Origin of the sequence: Paucidesulfovibrio gracilis DSM 16080, assembly GCF_900167125.1 — a bacterium.
Lineage (GTDB): Bacteria > Desulfobacterota > Desulfovibrionia > Desulfovibrionales > Desulfovibrionaceae > Paucidesulfovibrio > Paucidesulfovibrio gracilis.
Window position 1 is genome coordinate 103,766 of the sequence record NZ_FUYC01000005.1, and the last position, 18,261, is coordinate 122,026.

18 protein-coding genes and 1 tRNA gene are annotated in these 18,261 nt (G+C 59.5%); 7 read left to right on the forward strand and 12 right to left on the reverse strand.

The annotated features are described in order from the left end of the window. Positions 1-76: 76 nt before the first annotated feature. Positions 77-2,113 carry an acyl-CoA dehydrogenase family protein gene (locus tag B5D49_RS07675; protein ID WP_078717101.1) on the reverse strand — a complete coding sequence of 679 codons (2,037 nt, stop codon included), beginning with the start codon at positions 2,111-2,113 and terminating at the stop codon, positions 77-79. 408 nt (positions 2,114-2,521) lie between these two features. On the opposite strand from B5D49_RS07675, the gene B5D49_RS07680 reads away from it, so the two are divergent. After that, positions 2,522-2,597, forward strand: a tRNA-Arg gene (locus tag B5D49_RS07680). Between the two features lie 443 nt (positions 2,598-3,040). Next, positions 3,041-3,925, forward strand: a complete 885-nt coding sequence (locus B5D49_RS07685; RefSeq protein ID WP_234990657.1) for a radical SAM protein — start codon at positions 3,041-3,043, stop codon at positions 3,923-3,925. Between the two features lie 40 nt (positions 3,926-3,965). Here the strand turns inward: B5D49_RS07685 and B5D49_RS07690 are convergent, their stop codons facing one another. The 3 genes from B5D49_RS07690 to B5D49_RS07700 form a co-directional block, all read right to left on the reverse strand. Next, on the reverse strand, positions 3,966-4,919 hold the full coding sequence (locus tag B5D49_RS07690) for a chemotaxis protein (protein WP_078717103.1): 954 nt from the start codon (positions 4,917-4,919) through the stop codon (positions 3,966-3,968). 172 nt (positions 4,920-5,091) lie between these two features. Beyond that, on the reverse strand, positions 5,092-6,189 hold the full coding sequence (locus B5D49_RS07695) for an N-acetylneuraminate synthase family protein (protein ID WP_078717104.1): 1,098 nt from the start codon (positions 6,187-6,189) through the stop codon (positions 5,092-5,094). 1 nt (position 6,190) lies between these two features. Beyond that, positions 6,191-6,811 carry a winged helix-turn-helix transcriptional regulator gene (locus tag B5D49_RS07700; RefSeq protein ID WP_078717157.1) on the reverse strand — a complete coding sequence of 207 codons (621 nt, stop codon included), beginning with the start codon at positions 6,809-6,811 and terminating at the stop codon, positions 6,191-6,193. A 304-nt stretch (positions 6,812-7,115) separates the two neighbouring features. Between B5D49_RS07700 and B5D49_RS07705 the strand changes: the two genes are divergently transcribed. Further along, entirely contained in the window at positions 7,116-8,906 is a 1,791-nt protein-coding gene (locus B5D49_RS07705; RefSeq protein ID WP_078717105.1) for a long-chain-fatty-acid--CoA ligase, read from the forward strand. An 80-nt stretch (positions 8,907-8,986) separates the two neighbouring features. On the opposite strand, the gene B5D49_RS07710 is transcribed toward B5D49_RS07705, so the two are convergent. The 7 genes from B5D49_RS07710 to dsrA all read right to left on the reverse strand — a co-directional run bounded on the left by B5D49_RS07710 (position 8,987) and on the right by dsrA (position 14,903). After that, complete coding sequence (locus B5D49_RS07710; RefSeq protein ID WP_078717106.1) at positions 8,987-9,355, reverse strand: DUF4189 domain-containing protein; 369 nt, start codon at positions 9,353-9,355, stop codon at positions 8,987-8,989. After that, positions 9,352-9,723: a DUF4189 domain-containing protein gene (locus B5D49_RS07715; protein WP_159447166.1), complete on the reverse strand. Its 372-nt coding sequence runs from the start codon at positions 9,721-9,723 to the stop codon at positions 9,352-9,354. The genes B5D49_RS07710 and B5D49_RS07715 overlap by 4 nt, the downstream gene beginning before the upstream one ends. Positions 9,724-9,992: 269 nt before the next feature. Next, complete coding sequence (locus tag B5D49_RS07720; protein ID WP_078717108.1) at positions 9,993-10,589, reverse strand: peptidylprolyl isomerase; 597 nt, start codon at positions 10,587-10,589, stop codon at positions 9,993-9,995. Then, a complete protein-coding gene (locus B5D49_RS07725) occupies positions 10,589-12,010 on the reverse strand; it encodes a cobyrinate a,c-diamide synthase (RefSeq protein ID WP_078717109.1) in 1,422 nt (473 codons plus the stop codon). The genes B5D49_RS07720 and B5D49_RS07725 overlap by 1 nt, the downstream gene beginning before the upstream one ends. 95 nt (positions 12,011-12,105) lie before the next feature. Then, complete coding sequence (locus tag B5D49_RS15035; RefSeq protein ID WP_234990661.1) at positions 12,106-12,342, reverse strand: dissimilatory sulfite reductase D family protein; 237 nt, start codon at positions 12,340-12,342, stop codon at positions 12,106-12,108. 78 nt (positions 12,343-12,420) lie between these two features. Next, positions 12,421-13,566 (reverse strand): dissimilatory-type sulfite reductase subunit beta, encoded by a 1,146-nt coding sequence (dsrB, locus tag B5D49_RS07735; RefSeq protein WP_078717111.1) that lies wholly within the window; start codon positions 13,564-13,566, stop codon positions 12,421-12,423. Between the two features lie 17 nt (positions 13,567-13,583). Continuing rightward, the gene (gene dsrA / locus B5D49_RS07740; RefSeq protein WP_078717112.1) at positions 13,584-14,903 is read right to left on the reverse strand and encodes a dissimilatory-type sulfite reductase subunit alpha; all 1,320 of its coding nucleotides are present in this window, start codon (positions 14,901-14,903) and stop codon (positions 13,584-13,586) included. Positions 14,904-15,279: 376 nt separating this feature from the next. Here dsrA and B5D49_RS07745 point away from each other — a divergent pair, with 376 nt between their 5' ends. The 3 genes from B5D49_RS07745 (at position 15,280) to B5D49_RS07755 (ending at position 16,840) form a co-directional block, all read left to right on the forward strand. Next, complete coding sequence (locus B5D49_RS07745) at positions 15,280-15,951, forward strand: YkgJ family cysteine cluster protein (RefSeq protein WP_078717113.1); 672 nt, start codon at positions 15,280-15,282, stop codon at positions 15,949-15,951. 138 nt (positions 15,952-16,089) lie between these two features. Next, positions 16,090-16,353, forward strand: coding sequence for a hypothetical protein (locus B5D49_RS07750; protein ID WP_078717114.1), 264 nt, complete (start codon positions 16,090-16,092; stop codon positions 16,351-16,353). Between the two features lie 76 nt (positions 16,354-16,429). Then, a complete protein-coding gene (locus B5D49_RS07755; protein WP_327083013.1) occupies positions 16,430-16,840 on the forward strand; it encodes a phage regulatory CII family protein in 411 nt (136 codons plus the stop codon). Between the two features lie 180 nt (positions 16,841-17,020). Here the strand turns inward: B5D49_RS07755 and B5D49_RS07760 are convergent, their stop codons facing one another. Next, positions 17,021-17,320, reverse strand: coding sequence for a hypothetical protein (locus B5D49_RS07760; protein WP_078717116.1), 300 nt, complete (start codon positions 17,318-17,320; stop codon positions 17,021-17,023). 321 nt (positions 17,321-17,641) lie between these two features. On the opposite strand from B5D49_RS07760, the gene B5D49_RS07765 reads away from it, so the two are divergent. Next, positions 17,642-18,037: a nuclear transport factor 2 family protein gene (locus tag B5D49_RS07765; protein ID WP_159447167.1), complete on the forward strand. Its 396-nt coding sequence runs from the start codon at positions 17,642-17,644 to the stop codon at positions 18,035-18,037. Positions 18,038-18,261: the final 224 nt, after the last annotated feature.

Consider the following 18,261-nt stretch of genomic DNA (forward strand, 5'->3'; position numbering starts at 1 on the left):
GCGTGCTCCGTCTGGTATGCATCGGCTCCCGTGGGCACGGTGCGCCACGGGAGCCGGGATTATTATTGTTGCGGATTTACAGCGGATAATCCAGGGCTTCGGGGATCATCACGCCGGCCAGGGCTTCGGCGGCGCGGTCCTTGGCCAACCGGGAACCCGCGAGCTTGGCGTCAGTGGCCGCGCGCAGGGCGGCAAAGGGGGCGGTGTCGCCCTGGGCCTCGAAGCCGTAAACCAGCTCGGCCAAAATGCGTCCGGCTTCCCCTGTGGAGCGGGCCGCCTGCACAAAGCCAAGATCGTTGTAGAATCCGGAGAGGCCTTCCAGTCCCTCGGCCACGGTGGGATTCATCGGGCCTTGCTCGATCAAAGCGGCCACATCATCCATGAAGGTGACGGCGGCCACAAGCCAGCACAACGCGTCGGCCAGTGGGAAGGAAACCCCCTGCCGCTTGCGGTGCAGCAGTTTTTTGCCATCCGCGTCCTTGGCCTTGGCCAGGAAGTCCTGCGCCCAGAGCCAGGTACGCAGCCCCTCGGCCAGGGCAGCGGCTCCGGGACGACCCGAGGCTTCCAGTTGATCCGCCTTGTTCTTCAACACGGCCAAAAATACCGGATTGCTCATGGTCACGGTGAGGTGCATGCGCTGTACAGCTTCCGGACCTTCGTAGGTGGCTTCAAGCTGGGCGTCGGCCCATTTGTGCATCAAAAAGCCGGGGCAGTCCTCGGTGATGCCGTACCCGCCCATAAGACTGATGGCCTCACGCAGGAACGTGGCACCAACGCCCGTGTTCCACAGCTTGGTGGCCGGAATGGTCACGTTGAGCACGGCGTCGAGATAGGAAAAACGCACCAGGGGATCGGACTCCAGTTCCGCCAAACGGCCTTGGTCCGCTCCCTCGGCAAACAGCAGATCCACATATTCCAGGGTCTCGGGCTGTTTTTTCTTCAACGCGGCCATTTGCTTGCGCGGCCCTTCACAGCCCTGCTCGGCCAAAAGCGCTTCCTTCTGCTTTTCAATGGGATCGAAATCATCGGCCATGCGTGCGGCAGAAAAACCAAGGGAAGCGCCAGCTTCGCCCGCAGCCCAGATGTCCACAAGACGCTGGCGGGTGTCTTCCTTCTGTTGCAGGCCCATTTCAAACTTAGGACTCCCGGGACCAGAGGCATCGCCGCCCCGGAAACGGGTGCGATGATAGCGAATCACCGGCTCAATAGCGGAAAGCAACTTGGCCGTGGTCATCAGACCCACCGGAATACGGGTGCGGTGGAACACCGCGCCGATAATCTCGGCGTGGGAATATTTGGGGACAATGACTCCGTCCTTGATCTCGTACCCGCCGATGATGCGGCTGGCCGGAACCTTCACGGAGATGATGGGATCGCGTGTGGAGGAAAGCTGGTGACACATCTTCAGGGTGGGCGCGCCGCGGTCAAACGTACCCGGGTCGTCGGCCTGCAGGGTGATCATACAGGAACCCTGAATACGATCGTCCGTGGAGTCCACGGCCGCAGTCACGAAATGGGCGAAATCCATATTGGTGATGAACCGGCCGCGTTTTTCCACATGCAGCATCGGCTCCTCGCCGTCCTTCCATTCGTCCACGCGGACCTTGCCCACGAGAACGCCCGTGTCCACGCCCACATACGGCAGCGGCTCGGTGAGCGCGAACGCGCCGCGCCAGATCTCCCGGTCCTCGCCCGGCTGGGGCGGCGTGGCCTTGTGCATGTAGTAGTCGCGCTGCTCCGGGGTGCCCTTCTCGTGGATGGGGGCCAGGGCCAGGTTGCTGGCCAAGGAGCACGTGGCGGACCCGCCGTCCACCCAGGACAACTCAAAGGCCACCAGAGCCAACGCCAAATTTTTTGGTCCCTCAATGAACCCGCCCTGATGCGGATCCATGAACAACGATGTCAAACCGGATTGGTCAAACGCCTCCAGAAGCTGATCCTTCTGTTCGTTCCACTCATGGCTGGCGCGGACGCCCTGGGCCACGAGACCGGCCACGGTTCCCCGCGCAATCTGGCGGGCGGATTGGACCACCATCTGGAGGTCGAAACGATCGGCGAAGCGCCACATGATTTGACGGACGTCGTCGCCGGGCAGTGTGTTGAGCGTGTACATGGGATGCGTTCCTGATCTCGATAGGTTGGTAAACGATTGCCAGGGATAGAACCGACATGGGAGGATAGGTCAAAGCGTACAGCGAGTCAAAAATAAATGTCCCCGTCGATCTCCTGGAATATCCTTGTCTGCTGTGGGTTTCCGGTGCATGCGAAGAAGCGGCGGCGCATACGTGCGGGCGCTCACTCGATCATCTGTGCCGTGCAATGTTGGTATCGTGTTTTGGGCGCACCGGCAAGGTTTCAGGTCCAAGACAACCACGCTCAAAAACATATCCCACCAGTACCCCCCCCTCCCACAATCGCGTCGGATCCCAATATCCACACCCGGCAATGGGGAATTTTCAAAAAATCGGCAAAAAGTCCTTGACGACCGAAGGGGATTGCTTTAGTTCTCTCTTCCTCGCGTGGGCTCGTGGCTCAGTGGATAGAGCATTCGGCTACGAACCGAAAGGTCGCAGGTTCGAATCCTGCCGAGCCCACCACTCCGAAAATTTAGGCCGTTCCAAATGGAACGGCCTTTTTCGTTATTGTATCCCCTCCGCATATCCGCCAAGCCAATACTATGCCTCCGGCGGCCAAAGGGTCCGCGACCCTTTGGAATCCCTTTTCCCGGTCTCGCGCTTTCGCGCGGCCGGGGGCGTAGGGTGGGATGGAGTCCGGGGAATGGCAAGGCGGAGCAGCGCGGCAGCGCGATCTCATGTTGCCGCGATTTCCGGGATGGCTCCGCCCTCCCGAAACTCGCGGCAACGGTGCGCCCCCAAACAAAACAAACAACGATAACCGCGACAGGCCGCAGGCCTGGAGCTAGGGAAAGTCTTTGGAAAGGGGGTCCAGGGGGAAGAACCTTTCTTCAGAAAGGTTTGCCCCCTGGTCGCCGAAGGCCACCCATTCCACTCCTTCACGGCTTGCCTGTTTGCCGGAACTCGTGCAGACCAGTTTGATGGACTATCAAGGCCGGATCATACGTCCGCCCAGCGAGGCGGAATCCATTTTATTGCAGGTCACCACGGGCTGTTCCCACGGCAAGTGTACCTTTTGCGGCGCGTACCAGGGCAAACGATTTTCCATCAAGCCTGAGGATGTTGTCACCAAGGACATCGGCTATGCGGCTCGGCATTTTCCGGACCAGCGCCGATTATTTTTATGCGACGGCGACGCATTGATCATGCCGCAGGCCCGGCTTGTGGGGCTGCTGGATGAAATCCGCTCGGCCCTGCCCAGGCTCACGCGCATCGGCAGTTACGCCAATGCCAAGGCCGTGGCACGCAAGACGGATGCGGAGCTGCGCGAATTGCGCCGCCATGGGCTGGGCATGCTTTACATGGGGCTGGAGTCGGGACACGATCCCACCCTACGGCGTGTCAAAAAATATGGAGACGCCGCATTTCTTGTACAGCAGGGCCAACGGCTGCGCGATGCGGGGTTTCGGCTCAACGTCACGGTGCTGCTTGGGCTGGGCGGACCGGATCAAAGCCTGGAGCATGCCCGGGCCACGGGTGCGGCGCTTTCGGCCATGGATCCGGACCAGGCCGCCGCGCTCACGCTGATGCTCATTCCGGGGACGCCGCTCCATGCGGAAGCGCAATCCGGTCATTTTCGGGAGCTTACGGCGCACGAGGCACTGGTGGAGCTGCGCGAGTTGTTGGCGCACACCCACCTGACCCGCGGCTTATTTTTATCGGACCACGCGTCCAATCGCCTCCCTTTGCAGGTACGGCTTCCCAAGGGACGGGAAAAGGCTTTGGCGCGCATTGATGCGGCACTGGCAGGAGGAGTACGGCTCAAGCCCGAAGCATTGCGCCGTCTTTGAAAAAGGCACCCGCACTTTCGAGGGGAACCTTTCGGGAGGATCAGTTCCTGGAATCCACCAATTCCAAAACCTTGCTGGTCAGATTGTTGAAATCCGGTTTGGTCACCTGGAGATCCGCCCGCACGGCGTCGCCCTTGTGGGCAACATCTCCGGCGATGAGCGAGGAAAAAAGCACCACGGGCAACGCACTAAGTATGGGATCGTCCTTAATATGCCGGGTCAGAGTGTAGCCGTCCATGCGCGGCATTTCCACATCCGTGACCACCACATCCAGCAAATCCGTGACCGGAACGCCCTGCTCCTGGGACTGATCCCGCAAATGTTGCAGCTCATCCCAGGCTTCCTGTCCATCCATGTAGGCGCTGACTTCAAACCCGGCCTTGTCGAACCGCTGACTGAGCAAGGCACGTACCGAGGTGGAATCGTCGGCCAGGAGCACGCGCTTTCCCTCCCCTCCGCTGTCCGCTGAGGAGGAATCGTCCGTAAGCTCCCCGGTTTCGTCCAGTTCCGCCAGGGCGCGTTCCAGATCAATGAGCAGCACGAAATTGTCGTTCAGCAGCATGGAGCCGGTGATGCAGTTGCCCGGCAGACTGGACATGACTTTGCCCGGGGATTCGATATCCTTCCAGTTCACGCGGTGGATCTGCACCACGCCCGTGACCAGAAACCCGGTGACCACGTTGTTGAAGCGGGTCACGATGATATTTTCATTGGGAGCGGGGGAGCGTTCCAGGTCGAGCCATTTTCCGAGATCCACCACGGGCAGAGCCAACTCCCGCAACGGAATGGTACCCATGAGCGCGGGATGCCGGTCCGTACCTTCGGATTGCAGATCCTTGGGCACTTCCACAACTTCCATGACCTTGGCCACGTTGACGCCGAAACGGCTCCGCTCGGTGCTTTTCCCGTCGGCGCTGCTGTGGTCCACATAGAATTCCAGCACTTCAAGTTCATTTGTGCCGGTTTCCAACAAGATTTCCTGTTTCCCCTGCATAGACGCCTACCTCCCTTCTCCTCTTGTATACGACCATTGCATTCTTGAAAAGGGGGATACGTATTTTCCACGCGCTGCCACGTGGAAAGCACCTACGAGGAAAACCGACATGGATAGTTGTTCCCTCCGGCACGCCCCAGAGCCGGGACGCTCCGCAACACCCGGCAACGGCTCAGGAACCGGAGGCGGTGCGCGCCTGCGACGTATGTGCAGGCTCCAGCACCTCCCACTGGAGTTGCTGCTCATGCCGAACCGCGGTGCGCAAGGTACGCCCGACCACTTCATCCCAGCGCATGGGCGAAACCCCGTCCCCGGGGCATTTTGTGGTCAGATCCGCTTCCCCCAAAACGTGCCCCACCGGCAAATCGCGGGAAAACACAATGCTCTTGCGCAATTTTTTTGCTGCGGCCAGTTCTTCCGGGAACACGGTCTTGCCCTGCACGTCCATGGCTTTTTCCACCTCGCGGATCATGCCGACCATCAGGGCCAGTTCGTCGGGCGTGAGGGAAACCTGGTGGTCCGTACCGCGCATGGTTTTATCCAGGGTGAAGTGGCGTTCCACCACGCAGGCACCCATGGCCACGGACGCCACGCTCGGTCCCATGCCGCGCTCATGTCCGGAGTAGCCCACCGGCAGGTCGAACGCCTGGGCCAGGGATCCCATCACGGGCAGGCCAATCTGCTCTTCAGGGCAGGGGTAGCGGCTGTTGCAATGCAGCAACACCACGTCATCATGCTTGCGGCGAACTTCGGCCAGGGCGCTTTCGATGTCGGCCATGCTGCTCATGCCCGTGGACATGATCAGAGGAATGCCCGAACAGGCCATTTTGCGCACCAAGGGCAGGTTGACCAGCTCGGCGGAACTGATTTTCAACAGCTCCGGCTTCAGTTCCAGCATTTCATCCAGGCTGGGTCCATCCCAGGCCGAAGCGAAAAAGATCAGGCCCAGGCTTTCGGCAAGCTCTTTCAGCCCTGCCAGCTGGGACACGGACAATTCCAGGGCGTCGCGATGTTCGCCATACGTCGGCCCGAAGCTGTTGGAGCCGGTGTAGGGCTTTTCCCGTCCGGCACGGGTCAACAGCGCCTCGGTATTGCGCTTTTGAAATTTCACGGCGTCCACCCCGGCGCGTGCGGCCTCGTGCACCATCTGGGCCGCCAGTGCAGGATCGCCCTGGTGATTGTTGCCGATTTCCGCCACCACGAAGCAAGGACTGCCCGCGCCGAGCGTTTTTCCGGAACGAAGAGTAATGGTCTTGTTGCACTGCTGCATCTCACATCCTCACTATTGGAATCCCTTTCCGTTCAGAAAAGGAAGAAAGTTGCTCAAAAATTTCCTGCTGTTTTCCGAAGGAGGTGATCACCACAGCGTCGCAGTCGATTTGTTCCAGCAGGGCCGGATGGCCGATGACATGACCGTGAAACACCCGGCCATGTTTTTCCTCGTCATTGTCCAAAAGCGCCAACACGGTCAACCCGCCGTCCATCAACGCGGAAAGCACCACCTCGCAGGTTTCCGCAGCGCCGAAAAGCACCACCCGGGTGCGGCCGCTCCGCTCCAGCCCCAAAACGCGGGATTTCACGTACCGCTTGATGCGCGAATAGAGCTGCACGGTTTCACTGGAATATTCCGCGAACATGCTCTCCCGGCAGGCCTGGCCCTCGGCTGTCAGTTCATAGTGATAGCTCTTGCCGTCACGCGGCTTGAACCGGACAAGATCTTCCTGCTGCATGGAACGCAAATACTGGTTGACCATGGCGGAACTCAGGTGCAGCCGGCATCCTAGTTCATACTGGGAAAGCCCGCTATCATCGTTGAGCGCATCCAGGATGGCAAGCACGCGTGCCTGCTTGCTGGGTTTGAGGTATTTTCCGTAAGTCCGGAGTATATCCATTTGGCAACCGAATGTTTCCTCTGTTTTTCGCAGCAGAAGATCAGGAACCGAATTCGCCATATTTCCCATTAGCTCCCCGGCCGGTCGCTGTCAACGTGGCCCTGCGCCCCATCTCTGCTCAACCCGCCTTGTGCACGTTTCACTTACTGATTGAATAATCGTCGCTCGGAGTCAAAAACTTTAGCGTCCGCAATGGGGACGCCAAACCAGCCGACATGACCTTGCCGGAGCACCCCGGCATTGACCGCGCCGGTCTGGTCTTATATCCTCCTGCGCTCCAACGCTGTTTTTCAGGAGCAATTTGATGGCGGATTTTGAATATCCCTGGCTCAAAAGCTACGATCCCAACGTCCCGTATCACATCGACTACGAGTCCCGGCCCCTGTTCGAATTCCTTGAACAGACCGCCCGACGCTGGCCCAAACGGACCGCCATCGTCTTTCAAAATTTCAAGCTCACCTACGCCAAGCTCAACAAACTGAGCAAAATCTTTGCGGCGAATCTTCGCTCCCGCGGGTTGCGCCCCGGCGACAGAGTGGCCGTGATGCTGCCCAACTCCCCCATGGCCGTAATCGCCTACTGGGGCATTCTGCGGGCGGGCGGGGTCATTGTCATGACCAACCCGCTCTACATGGAAACCGAGATCATCCACCAGTTCAATGACTCAGGCGCCAAATTTTTGATCATGCTGGATCTGCTTTGGCCCAAGATCGACAAACTGCGCAAGGAAATCCCTATTGAAAAATTCCTTGTGACCAGCATTGCCGACTGTCTGCGCTTCCCGCTGAACTGGCTCTACCGCGTTAAACTCCGCCGCGAGGGCAAGCGGCCCCGCGTGCCGTTTGACGGTAAAACCGTGTTTGCCTTCAAACAGATGCTCAAAGGGCGGGAGACCTTTACCTGCCGCGGCATCGACCCGGCCAACGACCTGGCCCTGCTGCAATACACCGGCGGCACCACAGGCGTTCCCAAAGGGTGCATGATCACCCATGACAACCTGGCCGCCAACATGCAGCAGTGCCGTGCACAGTTGCACAAACTGGACCAAAAGCAAGGGGAACGCTTTATCGCAGTGCTCCCCTATTTTCATATCTATGGCCTGACCGTCTGCCTGAACGTCCCGACCATCCTCGGGTCCACCGCCCACATCTTCCCTCGCTACGTTCCCAAAGATCTGCTCAAGGCCATCCACAAGCACAAGCCCACCATCTTTCCGGGCGCCCCCTCGGTCTACATCTCCCTGCTGCAACAAAAGAACCTGGCCAAGTTCAACCTGCGCTCCATCAAGTACTGCATCTCAGGCTCCGCGCCCATGCCCGTGGAATACATCGAGCAGTTCAAGGAAGTGACCGGAGCGGAAATCATCGAAGGCTACGGCCTGTCCGAGGCATCGCCCATCACGCACCTGAACCCGTTCGTTGGCGAACGCAAGAACGGATCCATCGGTCTGCCCTTCCCGGATACGGAGGCCAAAGTCGTGGACATGGTGGTGGGCGGCGAAGAACTCCCCCCGGGGAAAATGGGCGAACTGGTTCTGCGCGGTCCGCAGGTCATGAAGGGGTACTACAATCGGCCCGACGACACCGCGGACGTGCTGCGCAACGGCTGGCTCTACACCGGCGACATCGCCACCATGGACGAGCAGGGCTATTTCCGCATCGTGGACCGGCGCAAGGATCTGATCATCTCCGCCGGATACAACATTTACCCGCGTGAAATCGACGAGGTGCTCTACCAGCATCCCAAAATCAAAGAAGCCGTTGCCGTGGGCATCCCTTCGGAAACCCGCGGGGAAATCGTCAAGGTCTACCTTGTACTGCATGATGACGAAGAACTGACCAAATCGGACATCATGGCCTATTGCCGCGAAAAGCTCGCCGGGTACAAGGTTCCCCGCAAAGTGGAATTCCGCGACGACCTGCCCAAGACCATGGTGGGCAAAGTGCTTCGCCGCGCCCTGCGCGAGGAAGAGGAAGCCAAGATCAAGGCCCGCGAAGAGCGCAAAGCCGAACGCCGGGCAAAAAAACAAGCGGCCCAAGCCCAGGAAGAACTCCGGGGAACGGATGAGGCCGACAACCCGGCAGACGCGGGCTAGCCCGCCCTAGCCAACCGGATCAAAAAAAACGCCCCGCTCCAACACGCAGAGCGGGGCGTTTCTGCTTTCAGTATATTGCTCTACCTGGCGCATTCCATGGACACGAACCGGCAATTTGTCCGGTTGTTGTCGCGGCAGCGCTGCATGGCGTCGGCAATGGCCTGCTTTGGGCTGGGCGCCCAGGCAATGGAAACCGATTCCTTGGCGTCCACCAGGGCAATGCACTGGCCCGACTCCATGATTTCAATCTCATCCCGGCAGAACTGGGTTCCGCCGCAAGCGCGCACGGCCTGTTCCACGGCCTCGCTCTTGACCTGGCTGCGGCCGTAATACGCCATCCAATCCTCATTGGACACGGTGGCGGCAAGGTATTCTCCAGCCCAGGCAGCCCCGGAAGAAAGCACCAAGACCATAGCCAACAGCGTTCCTACAATTCGTGCATTTTTCATTTCCGGCACTCCACACTGATGATCTTGCAGTTGCTGCTGTTCTTACGGCATTCAGCCAAGGCCGTATCAATGGCCTCGTTGTAGTCCACTCGGGCGGCCCAGCCCATGCGCTCGGGGGAATCAGCAATGGCGAAGCAGGTGGGCGTGGCCGCGCTCTCCACCTCGTTCACACAGGTCTGGTTCCCGCCGCAAGCCTGAATAGCGGCCTGTTCCGCCTGCGCAGCCGTGGCCCCCTCACCGTAACGCGGCAGCCAATCCGAGTCCGAGACCGTAAAGGCGAAATATCCGCCCGCAACAGCCGTGCCGGACAACGCGAAGCAAAGCGTCATAACGCTCAGCGACGCCATAATCCAACGACAAAAGTTCATGCTCCCTCCTACGGAAAATGAATTGATATTCGCTGTAGCATTGCCACACGACGGCGCTGCTGTCCACTCAAGCGCGCACACCATTCCACTGCGGTTCTTACCCGTGTCCCGTGTTCTGCCAAAACAAACCATCGAGCAACAATGTCAGGCCCACAAAAACCGTCCCATCTCCCGCACGGCAATGCCATACAGGGGATGGGACGGTATCGGGCTGTCTCAGGCGGCGTTCAGCAATCCTGCTTCTGCACGCTTTGCCGCTTGCGTTTCAGCTAGGGAAGTACCATGACCCGCTTGATGACCACGGGCCGCACGGGAACATGGGCGAACGGGGGGCGTCCCTGCGCCTTGACCGGCATGGTGCGGATGCGTTCCACCACGTTCTTGCCTGCGTAGACCTTGCCGAATACGCAATATCCCCAACCTTGCGGCGTTTTGGAACGGAAATCCAACGGCGCATTGTCCTGCACGTTGATGAAAAATTCCGCAGTGGCGGAATGCGGCTCGCTGGTGCGGGCCATGGCAATGGTGTAGGTATGGTTTTTCAGTCCGTTGTCCGCCTCGTTCACGACCGGGGCAAACGCGGCCCGACGGGGGTGCAGCTGCTCGTCGAATCCTCCGGCCTGGATCATGAAATTACTGATGACCCGGTGAAAAATGGTCCCTTCGTAATGACCGGACTCCACATAGCGCAAAAAGTTTTCCACGGTTTTGGGTGCCTTGTCCGGCCAAAGCTCCAACACGATGTTGCCTTCCGTGGTCATGATGTTCACCCGGACCGGCTCGGCACCGTCGGCGTCCGCAGCGTGCACCGTGACCGCTCCAACAAGCAGGCTCAGACAAATAAGCGCGGCAATAATTTTTTTCATCAACAATCTCCTGAAGTTTGAAGAAGCCGGGCGCGGGCGGCCCGTACAAAGTTCGGCGCCCATTGGGGAGTGGCCAAAGCGAAAATATGATTGTACCCCGCCTGGGTGGCGGCAAAAAACGCTCCATCCTTTTGGTCAAGCATGCCTTTGCCCCGGCGCATGCGCATGGTCATTTCCGGTATTCCGTCCTGACCAGGCACCACGCATCGGGAGTAATGGAATTCATGGCCATGCACGATTTCCCCGGCGCGATAAAACGGTGTGTCCCGAAGCACCTCGGCCTCGGTATAGCCCAAGCCCTGAGGCCGCTGACAAAATCCCGTACGTAGCGGAAACACTCCGGCCATGGGCCAATCCTTTCCGTCAAATTCCAGCTGCTGGCATAGGTACATAAACCCGCCGCATTCCGCATAAATGGGCAGGCCGGACAAGGCCAGCTCCCGAACCTGGTCCCTCCGGGATCGGTTGCCTGCCAACTGCTCGGCCAGCGTTTCAGGGAATCCGCCCCCGAGATACAGACCGTGAAGCTCGGGCCAGGGTTCGTTGTCCAGCAGGCTGAGTTTCACAAGCCTGGCTCCGGCACGCTCCAGGGCTTCCAGATTTTCGGGGTAGTAGAACCAGAAGGCCGCATCCCGCACATAGCCGATGGTGGGTTGCGGTCCGGCCTCGGCACGGGGCCAGATTTCGGCCCGCTGCTCATCCAGCGCCGGAGCGCAGCGCGCTTCTTCGAGCAGGCGCTCCAGGTCGAGATTCTCGGCCATGGTCTTTCCCAGCGCCTGCAGGGACTGATTGCCGCCGTCGGAAAGCTCCTCGCCGGACCAAAGCCCCATGTGCCGTTCGGGAATGGGATTTTCCGCCAGCTTCGGCAGGGTTCCCAGAACCGCGACGTCCGTATAGGTCTCCACGGCCCGGCGCAGCATGGTGCGGTGTCGTTGGCCCGCCGTGCGGTTCAAAATCACCCCGGCCAGAGGAACATCCGGCTCAAACCCGGCACAGCCCTGCACAACAGCCGCAATGGTGCGGGTCATCTTGGTACAGTCCACCACCAGAGCCACCGGCGCGCGCAGAATGCGGGCCAGCTCCGCCGTGGAACAGGAGCCGCGCACATCCTTGCCGTCGAACAGCCCCCGGTTTCCTTCCACCAGGGCCAAATCCGAAGCACAGGCCTTTTCCTGAAAAAGCGTCAGCAGGGAGGCACGGTCCAAGAGTCCTGGATCGAGATTGGTGCACTCCTGCCGGGCGGCAAGCCCGAGCCAGGCAGCGTCGATATAATCCGGGCCTTTTTTAAACGGCTTGACGCGCAAGCCCGCATCGGCCCAGGCACGGGCAAGCCCGAGGCTGACGATGGTCTTGCCGCTTCCGCCGGAAAGCCCGGCCAGCACCAGTCGGGGGTACCGCGTAACGTTGGGTTCGGAAGTCAATGTTCACCCTTGGTTATGGCACGCCAGGGATAGGAAAAGCCTTGTCCAAAAAAATATGGACAAGGCCTCTGAGACACGTCGTGATAAGCGGAGTACTAGCCTTCGCCCTCACCGGCGGTCTGCTTGCCCTCACCGGCCAGACCATACATGGTGGTGCTGCCGGAGGACCAGAAAATCATCACGCCTTCGTTCACGAGAGCAGTGAGAATTTTCTTGACTTCACGGGCCTTGGCATCCGGGAAAAGCTTGGTGAAGTCATTGAAGTAGAATTTCGACTTGCTCTTGCTCTTGGAGTGGCAAAAGTCCACGATTTCTTTTTTCGCGGCTTCCATTTCGAGCGGCATAGCCCTCTCCTTTGTTGTATGTGAGGGCGCGGGGAAAAACCCCGCGCCCTTTGTTTCAACCAGTTCTTAGAACTTGAACTGCGTGGTCTGGCGCCAGGTGTAGTAGGCGGGATCGCGGAAGTCGTCGATCAGGTGTTCGGTGAACTCCAGACCGCACTTCTCGAAGAAGCGCTCCCAACCGATACGGTTGGCCCAGTCACCCAGACGCTCGTACTTGCGGGCGTCTTCGGCGTAGGCGTCAAGGATCTGCTTGATGACCTTGGTCATCGTAGGCCAACGCGGCGGCTCGTTCGGGATGAACGGAACCACGACCTTGGAGAACGCAGGCTTGGTGATACGGTTGGAGATCTTACCGCCAACCATCAGCGCCACACCGTCGCCTTCCTTGTCGGAAAGCGGCATGGCCGGACACATGGTGTAGCAGTTACCGCAGAACATGCAGCGCTCTTCCTTGACCGCGACAGTCTTGTAGGACTTGCCGTCGATCTCGACCTTGGTCGGCCGGATGGCGCCGGTGGGGCAAGCGGCAACGGCCAGGGGCACTTCGCAGATGTTGTCGAGCACTTTGTGGTCGACCATCGGCGGCTTGCGGTGGATGCCCAGGATGGCGATGTCGGAGCAGTGCACCGCGCCGCACATGTTCAGGCAGCAAGCCATGGAGATGCGCACCGGGGCGGGCAGACGCATGTTCTGGAACTCATCAAAGACCGTGTCCATGGTCGCCTTCACGGTACCGGAAGCATCGGTAGCCGGGGTGTGGCAGTGGACCCAGCCCTGGGTGTGCACGATGTTGGTCACGCCAGCACCGGTGCCGCCCACGGGGTACTTATGAGAGCCGCCGGAGAACTTTTGGTCGTTCAGGTACTTCTTCAGCTCCTGAGCCTTCTCCAGGCTGTCCACCATGAACTCGATGTTGTTACGAGTGGTGAAGCGCAGGTGGCCGTCGCAGAACTTGTCGGCGATATCGCAGATCTCGCGGATGTGCGTGACGGACATGAGGCGGGCGCCACCGCAACGCACGGTGTAGACTTCGTCACCGGACTCGGCTTTGTGCATAAGCATGCCGGGCTCGACGATTTCGTGGTAGACCCATTTGCCGAAGTTCTTTTCGATGATCGGCGGCAGGAACTCTTTGTATTCACGAGGGCCGATGTCCGTGATGCGGTTTTCCATCGGCTTTTCGGGATTGTATCCAGAAGAGATAAAAGCCATGTCTTTTCCTCCCTTGCTTACTGCTGGTGACGTTTTCTGTACTCGGCGATATCGCGGTCCCAACCGCCCTCGACATCTTCGGCCTTCCAGAAGATGTAGGGGTTGGTGCGCGGCTCCTGAACCTGGCGGACGTCGACGGGCACGCCGGCGGACTCGATGATCTTCTGGAAGCCCATACGCTTCATGGTCTCGCCGAGACGCTCACGGTTCTTGCCTTCTTCCATCCACAGGTCCCAGATGCCTTCGACGATGTCCTTGATCTCCTGGTAGTCGTTACCAGCGTCGACCTTGACGAAGGGCACCAGCAGGGAACCCATCTGCGCGCCATCGAGGATCGGAGCCTTGGCGCCGACGAAGATGGAGGCGCCGCGGTCGTTACCGATGCGCAGGGCACGCGGCATGGTGTTGATGCAGTGCATGCAGCGGACGCATTCCTTGTTGTCGATGGACAGCTTGCCGTCCTCGTAGCTCATGCACTCGGAGGGACACAGGTCGATGACTTCTTTCTGGATGTCGAACTTGCCCCAGTCGCGACCGGCGTGGGCACCGGCGTTGGGAGCCAGCTCGCCGCCGACGTAACCGGCCACGGCTTCCTGGTCGATGCGGATCTCGTCGCGCCAGGTTCCGATCACGGAGAAGTCAGAACGGGCGATGGAGGCCACGCAACCGTTGGGGCAACCGTCGAACTTGAACTTGAACTTGTACGGGAAGGCCGGGCGGTGCAGCTCGTCCTGGTACTCGTTGGTCAGGTTGAAGCACAGAGCCTGGGTGTCGTAGCAGGCGTACTCACAGCGGGACATACCCAGGCAGGTGGCCGGGGTACGCAGGTTGGAGCCGGATCCGCCCAGGTCGGTGTTCAGGTTGTGGGTCAGCTCGTAGAAGATTTCCTCAAGCTGCGGGGTGGTGGTGCCGATGAACACGATGTCGCCGGTGGCGCCGTGCATGTTGGTCAGACCGGAACCGCGGAACTCCCACAGGTCGCACAGCTGGCGGAGGAACTCGGTGGTGTAGTACTTACCGGAGGGCTGGTTCACACGGATGGTGTGGAAGTGGGCCACGCCGGGGAACATTTCGGGCTGGTCGCAGTAACGGCCGATAACGCCGCCGCCGTAACCGAACACGCCGACGATGCCGCCGTGTTTCCAGTGAGTTTCACCATCAACATAGGAGAGCTCGAGCACGCCCAGCAGGTCTTCCGGGCAGTCGGCGGGAATCTGAAATTCGACTCCCTTTTCATTCTTGGCTCGGTTTTCACATTCCTGCTTAATGTCGGACACAAAGCTGGGCCACGGCCCGCTTTCCAGCTGGTCCAACAGGGGGGTTTTGTGTTTCGCCATTCCCTTAACCTCCATAACGTTTGGATTAAGATACTACCCTCATCACCGATAGCGCGTCCGGATGCGCCACCCGCTTGGCGGGGCGTCCGGGCATCTTTCCGTGCTATTGAAAGAACGTCCGCCGCCCCTTGACGAAGGAGCGCGGTTCGTTCGGTAAAACCTGTGACAAATGGCACAAGCTGCCAACACTTCTAAGGACATCGGTAGTTCTTTGTCAACCCATAATCCCCGGAAACCCACCGTCTGCACTGCTATTGCACAAGCCCCGGATCCCGTGCTCCCTCAGGCTCGCCCCCTTGCCATGAGGCGCGTGGCAAGGTATCCCTCCCCTCGGCCGGAAGCGGAATTCCGCAATCCTGACCGGCTGGAGAAACGCATGACCGATTCCAAAAATAATACCGAATGTCGTCGTTGCGGCATCTGCTGTAGCAAGGGCGGCCCCGCCCTGCACGACCAGGACGCCTCCCTGGTGGGCGGCGTGCTGCCCATGGAACAGCTCCTGACCCTGCGCGTGGGCGAAATGGTCATGGACCAGCCCCTGGGAAAAGTGGTTCCGCTGGTGGAGGAAATCATTAAAATCCGCTCGGCCCCAGGGTCCACGGCCTGCATGCTTTATGACGACGCGGCCAAAACCTGCGCCGTGTATGAAAACCGCCCCGCGGAATGCCGGGAGCTGCTCTGCGAAAACGACGAACGGCTCAAAGCTATGTATGATAAGGATCGGCTCTGCCGTCGAGATCTGCTCCCGGAGGGCCACCCCCTGCTGGAAATCGTGGAGGATCACGACCGCCGCTGCTCTCCCCGCAAGCTCACCTCCCTGGCCCGACGCGTTGTGAGCGGAGAGGAACAGGCGCTGGAGGAGCTGGGCGAAATCCTGGCCTATGACGCCAATCTGCGTGAACTGGTGCCGGAAAAATCCGGACTGCCCGCCGAAGCCATGGACTTTCTCCTGGGCCGGTCCCTGGACCTGGTTCTGGCAGGCATCGGCCTGGAAGTGCACCACGAGCAGGGGCGCACCGTGCTGCGCAAAAGCCCCGTGCGCCTTTGAGCCACAACGCCGCGACCATCGGAACCGTTCCTGCCGGAGGATGCAGCGCAAACCGCATTGCACTCCTGCCCGGCCCGAACGCAGGCGCCACGCCCCTCAACCCGCTGCCCGGCTCCGCCGGTCCACCGGAGAACTGCAATGAAAGACGAACGCGGACTCTACTATCTTCCCTCCATGCAGGATACCGACACCCGCATGTATGTGCGTAGCGTGGACGGCGTGATCCAGTTCCGACTCTGGAACGCCAATCACGCCGAAGTGTGGGATCGTCACGAATGGCTGCCCTTCGACGTGATCGAGGCCGCTGCGGAAATGTACAAGGAACGCGGTGCGGAACGAAATCCGCTCGCCCTCTACGACGTGGAGATCGCCAAACGGTTGATCAAGGACGAAGCCAACTGACAACGGCTGTTTTTCCGCCGACCACGACGAAAAAAGGACGTACTTTGCGTCCTTTTTTTATTATGGACGAAAACTCATGCACAAGCACATCGCGCAACGCATGAGAATCATCCCAGGGCATGATTCTTGTATAGATTCCAGCATCCGACTCCCGGCCTGGGCAACAACGGAAGGAGTGATCGTCATGCACGCGTATGAATTGACCCGTATCGTCCAACAAAGCATTCTTGAGGGTGGAAAGCCCGCCAAAGTCGTTTCTGCGGAAATCGGGAAGCCCTACTCCACCATGCTTCGCGAAGCCAACCCGTACGACACCACGGCCAAGGTGGGCGTGGAAACCCTCATGGAAATCATGAAAGCCACCGGCAACCTGGCGCCGTTGCGTTTCATGGCGGCGCGATTCGGGTACGAACTGGTGCGAAAGACCGACACTGTTTCGGATGACCTGTTTTCCACTCCGGGAAACGGCCGTCCGGTCAATGCCTGAGCCGGTCCCTGCTTCGGCAGGGTGGTTCCGTGCCCGGTCCTGCGGGGCCGGGCACTTTTGCATGGTCCAAATCGCGCAACCGGAACAATGCGCTATTTTGCACGATACAGCGTGGTATTGCGATACACTGCACAATAGCTCGGAATATCCACCAAGCCCCCTGCAACAACCCGCCCCGCTCTACTCCGTTTCGGCCGGATCCACAGGATGCAGTGGGCCTCCCGGAAGTATTTCCTCCGAAGGGATAGGTGCTTCTTCCTGCTGGACCGAAGCCGGGTCCGTGACCTTCAATGCCGGCACCGGATCCAGCGCAGGGCGAACCACCTCCGGCCCTGTTCCCAATGATCCGCGAATAATAATCTCCACATTTTGTCCCTGGGTCGAATCCGCCGGCGTGGCCAGGCCCGCGCCGGCTACGGCCAGCACAAACCAGGCCGCCCAGCAGAACCGACAAGCCCACCGCGCCGATACGCCGCGCATAACGACCGCCGCTGCTGTGAAACAACGGCGGCCGCCCGCGCACCGGCGGTCCCTCGTGCCTCTCGTGTCAGGCAAGCCTTCGGTATCGCGCCTTTGGGTCATCATTCTGGGAAAGCAAACGCCATACCAGAGAGCAATAGGCCGAGATCATGGAAAATTCTTCACAGCAGCATACGCATTGAGCGCATATTTTGCACACAGAACGCAAAGAAGGACAATTTCTGCAACGGCTTGACGGAACAAGTACACAAGGCTAGGAAATGATCTATTATGACGCATGTGGGGCGCATCCCACCAACCAGAACCATGAGGTGTACCAATATGCTGCGCAAGGCCACGCATCTGGCTGCGGTCCTGTTTCTTTTCAGTGTTCTCTTGACGGGCTGCGGCGGAACCGGCCCGGAAGAAGCGGCTCAGGGAGCCTTGGAAGCCACCATCAGCGGCGACTTCAAAAGCGCCACCGACTTTTTCTGCAAAAGCATGCTGGAAGACATGCCGCCCCAGGAGCTGATCGACGAGATCGCCAAAGAATTGCAACAGTATGATTTTGACTTTTCCGGCTTGAAGTACGAAGTGCTGGAGCAGAGCGACGACGCTGCCAAAGTGCATGTGACCGGCAGCATCAGTGCCACAGGTCCGGACGACGAAAAGAACGATGAAATGGATGAAACCATCTCCCTGGTCAAGGAAGACGGCAAGTGGAAGGTCTGCGAATAGCCCATTGCGAGCCGACTGTTCCTTTGGGAAGATACAAAGGCGGGGTTTTCCCCGCCTTTTTTTATGCCGACCCGCGGCATGCCGTGGTTGCTGCGGTCATTCCGCCTGGCCACGATTCTTTTTCAGTGTCCTTCCATCATAAAAAAGTACGTTTGCACCGGCACACCGGAACCCTGAAAACCCGTCAAGCGAATCTGGAACCCAGCCGGACACCAACACCAGCG